This is a genomic window from Microcystis sp. LE19-41.2A (genome assembly GCF_027530405.1).
Taxonomy (GTDB): domain Bacteria; phylum Cyanobacteriota; class Cyanobacteriia; order Cyanobacteriales; family Microcystaceae; genus Microcystis; species Microcystis aeruginosa.
Genome location: NZ_JAPZQJ010000217.1, coordinates 1 through 3,369 on the forward strand (window position 1 = coordinate 1; position 3,369 = coordinate 3,369).

The following is a 3,369-nucleotide window of genomic DNA, read 5'->3' on the forward strand; positions in this document are numbered from 1 at the left end:
AACCCTACACCCTACACCCTACACCCCACACCCTGCCCCCACGAAAAACTTTTTCAGCAAACCCTATCTAAATGGTTGCCTTTTTTAACTTTTTTATTGATCTCATTAAGCATTTCTACTTATTGCAAAGGTGAGATGCTACCGGGTCTTGGGTCTTGCCTCTTGCCTCGTCTCAACAAGCAATTTAAATGCGCGGGCAGCTTACTAGAACTCTTGCATATAGCGCTTTTCACGTTACTGAGGTATCGACAAGTTTTGCCAACAAAGAGTTTAAGCCCCTTGCCCATGCCTCATTCTGATGAAAACTGCTATATATAGTCTAAGGTAGAAAAAAGTTAAATACTGACTAAACCGCGCAATCATAACAACTGAGCCGACAAATTCTGATGTTATTAGCATTACAACAACTAACTGTTACCCCAGGCGACCGCCTGTTGTTAACTTCACTCACTTGGCAAGATTATGAAAAAATTCTTGACGAATTGGGAGAGCGACGGTCAATTCGTCTATCTTATAGTCAGGGAACTTTAGAAGCAATGACTCCTCTTTTTATTCATGAAAACACCAAAGTTTTAATCGGGGATTTGGTTAAAGTTCTCCTGGATGAATTAGAGTTAGACTATGAACCCGCTGGATCGACAACCTTTAAAAATCAGCAAATGGATCAAGGAATAGAACCAGACGAGTCTTTTTATATCGAAAATTGTGCTGCTGTTAGGGGAAAAAAGCGACTTGATCTGGCTATTGATCCCCCTCCCGATTTAGCAATTGAAATTGATATTACTAAGCGAACCCGATTTAATAATTATGAGCGATTGGGTGTTCCTGAATTGTGGCGATATAATGGAGAGAGACTGGAAATCAATGTTTTGCAAGGATCGGAATATGTTGAATCTTCCCAAAGCCGACTATTTTCTCAATTTAATCTAATAGAAAAAATTCCAGAAACGCTACAAAATAGTCAAAAAATAGGTAGTGCAATGGCATTAAAACAATTCCGAATTTGGGTCAAGCAAACGCTTAATCCCTGACCTCAAATGTACAAGGAAGTCAGGGAACTTTTGCCGATGATAATTTAGAGGTTACAGTTTTCGGTTTAAGGCTGCACCTATTCCTATTGATCAGTGATCAGTTATCAGTGGGTAAGTTAACAGTTATCAGATATGAGTTTTTAAGTGTGCAGTATTAAATAGAGGTTTCCTACTGTCTTTTTACTGCTCACTGATTACTGGTCACTGATTACTGCTCACTGTTTTTAGACGTGGAACGGACTACCAGCGATCGCCAGCCTCATAAATTGCTAAACGTCCGACACCTAGATATAATCCGGGAGAATTGTCCCCAGGGGGATAAGCAGTAATTCCAAACTGATAGACACCACCATAATCAGGATTTCGTACTGGTTTCAGACCGATGGAAACGGTATTACCGGGGGGGACAGGAGGATCAAAAATGACCGTAATCGTCTGAGTATTGGGGTCAAAAGTAGTGGATTTTAGGGTTAATTTTTCGCCTCGCTGATTGCGATCGCCAAGAAAAGCAAAGGTTTGATCGAGAAGAAAAGCAATAGTTTGAATATTAGGCTGCTGTTGTATGGTTACTTTACCCAAGGGCGCCCCGAGAGACGGCGGTAGAGCGATGGTAAGATAGTATTTTGCTCCCCAAGCACGCACGGATTGGAAAGTAGCGGAGAAATTAACCAGAGTGGGAGAACTCTCAAAAAATACTCTGCCATCGGGAAATTGTCCTGCGAGAGACACAGAAGCATCAAAAGCGAGTATAGCAATCAAAGCGAGTTTAGATAGACTTTCAGTCTGTTTTAAAGGCAAAAAAGGAATTTTCAAGGTAAAAGCTACTATAAAATATTGATTGTTAAGGGCAATTATACCAAATTCACTTAACCCTAAACCGCTGCCATTATCAGTGATCAGTTATCAGTTGTTTTCTCCCCACTCCCCCACACCCCACTTCCCCAACCCCCAACCCCCAACAGCTAACCCCCAACTTGCAATGTATCTCGAACACCTACATCTTCACAGTTTTAGAAATTATGCCGAACAGGTGCTAAAATTCGACTCTAAAAAAACAATATTATTGGGCAATAATGCTCAGGGAAAATCCAATTTACTAGAAGCGATCGAACTTTTGTCCACTCTCAAGAGCCATCGAGTCAGCAAGGATCGGGATCTGGTGCTAGAATCGGACTCGGAGGCGAGAATTTTTGCTAGGGTTAATCGTCTTTATGGAGCATCAGAATTAAGTTTAATTCTCCGTTCTTCCGGTCGTCGCACCGTGATCCGCGACCGTCAACCCCTGCGCCGTCATCTCGATTTTTTGGGCGTGATTAATGCGGTACAATTTTCTAGTCTCGATCTGGATTTAGTGCGCGGTGGTCCGGAAGCTCGCCGAGATTGGTTAGATACTTTATTAATTCAATTAGAACCCCTATACGTTCATATTTTACAGCAATATAATCAGGTTTTACGACAAAGAAATGCTCTCTTAAAAGAGATTCGTAAACAGGAATTAGAGGGCAAAGTTTATGCAGATTTATCCCAACTAAAACTCTGGGATTTACAACTAGCAGAAACCGGTTCAAGAGTAACGAGAAGAAGGGCGCGAGTACTGCAAAGATTAATTCCTTTAGCCCAAAAATGGCACGAAAGTATTAGCGGAAAAACCGAACTTTTAGAATTACAATATATTCCCAATGTGCCTTGGGTAGAAGATGATGTCAATGGGGTACAAAGGGCTTTTTTAGATAAGATTGAAACCCGTCGTTTGGCAGAGAAACAACTAGGGACATCGGTAGTCGGTCCCCACCGGGATGAAGTGGATTTTTTAATTAACCAAAACCCCGCTAAATCCTACGGTTCCCAAGGACAACAAAGAACCTTAGTTTTAGCCTTGAAATTAGCGGAATTACAGTTACTAGAGCAGATTATCGGAGAACCTCCCCTACTACTCCTCGATGATGTTTTAGCCGAATTAGATATCGAACGACAAAATCAATTATTAGATGCGATCGAAGACCGTTTTCAAACTTTAATTACCACCACTCATCTCAGTTCTTTTGAGTCTCGCTGGTTGCAATCTTCCCAGATATTTTCTGTCAAAAAGGGACATATTTTTTATTAGCCTATAGTCTCTCTTTGTTTTGCTCTTTGTCTGTACACACCCATAATTCGATCCCCCCTTAATCCCCCCTTAATAAGGGGGGGATCTGACAGTTTTTAACACCTAACTACTTAGGGTTTGCTGAATAATGGTAAAACCCTTTTAAAATAAAGCTTTTGACCTGTTAAAGTCCGATGTTAGTGCAAGAAAATAGGATTGGGACTTTCAAAAACCTTGCATTATCCTTCTTGT

Annotated in this window: 3 protein-coding genes; 2 read left to right on the top strand and 1 reads right to left on the bottom strand. The window is 41.0% G+C overall.

The window, feature by feature from the left end; translation table 11 throughout:
- The first annotated feature begins 386 nt into the window (after positions 1 to 386).
- On the top strand, positions 387 to 1,031 hold the full coding sequence (locus tag O9290_RS09765) for a Uma2 family endonuclease (RefSeq protein ID WP_288055299.1): 645 nt from the start codon (positions 387 to 389) through the stop codon (positions 1,029 to 1,031).
- 240 nt (positions 1,032 to 1,271) lie between these two features.
- Here the strand turns inward: O9290_RS09765 and O9290_RS09770 are convergent, their stop codons facing one another.
- The gene (locus O9290_RS09770; RefSeq protein WP_288055302.1) at positions 1,272 to 1,844 is read right to left on the bottom strand and encodes a DUF2808 domain-containing protein; all 573 of its coding nucleotides are present in this window, start codon (positions 1,842 to 1,844) and stop codon (positions 1,272 to 1,274) included.
- Positions 1,845 to 2,010: 166 nt separating this feature from the next.
- On the opposite strand from O9290_RS09770, the gene recF reads away from it, so the two are divergent.
- The gene (recF, locus tag O9290_RS09775) at positions 2,011 to 3,138 is read left to right on the top strand and encodes a DNA replication/repair protein RecF (RefSeq protein ID WP_052278356.1); all 1,128 of its coding nucleotides are present in this window, start codon (positions 2,011 to 2,013) and stop codon (positions 3,136 to 3,138) included.
- Positions 3,139 to 3,369 lie beyond the last annotated feature (231 nt).

Coding starts and splice junctions, on each gene's coding strand:
- O9290_RS09765 (WP_288055299.1), top strand. CDS start 387: ATGTTATTAGCATTACAACAACTAACTGTTACCCCAGGCGACCGCCTG.
- recF (WP_052278356.1), top strand. CDS start 2,011: ATGTATCTCGAACACCTACATCTTCACAGTTTTAGAAATTATGCCGAA.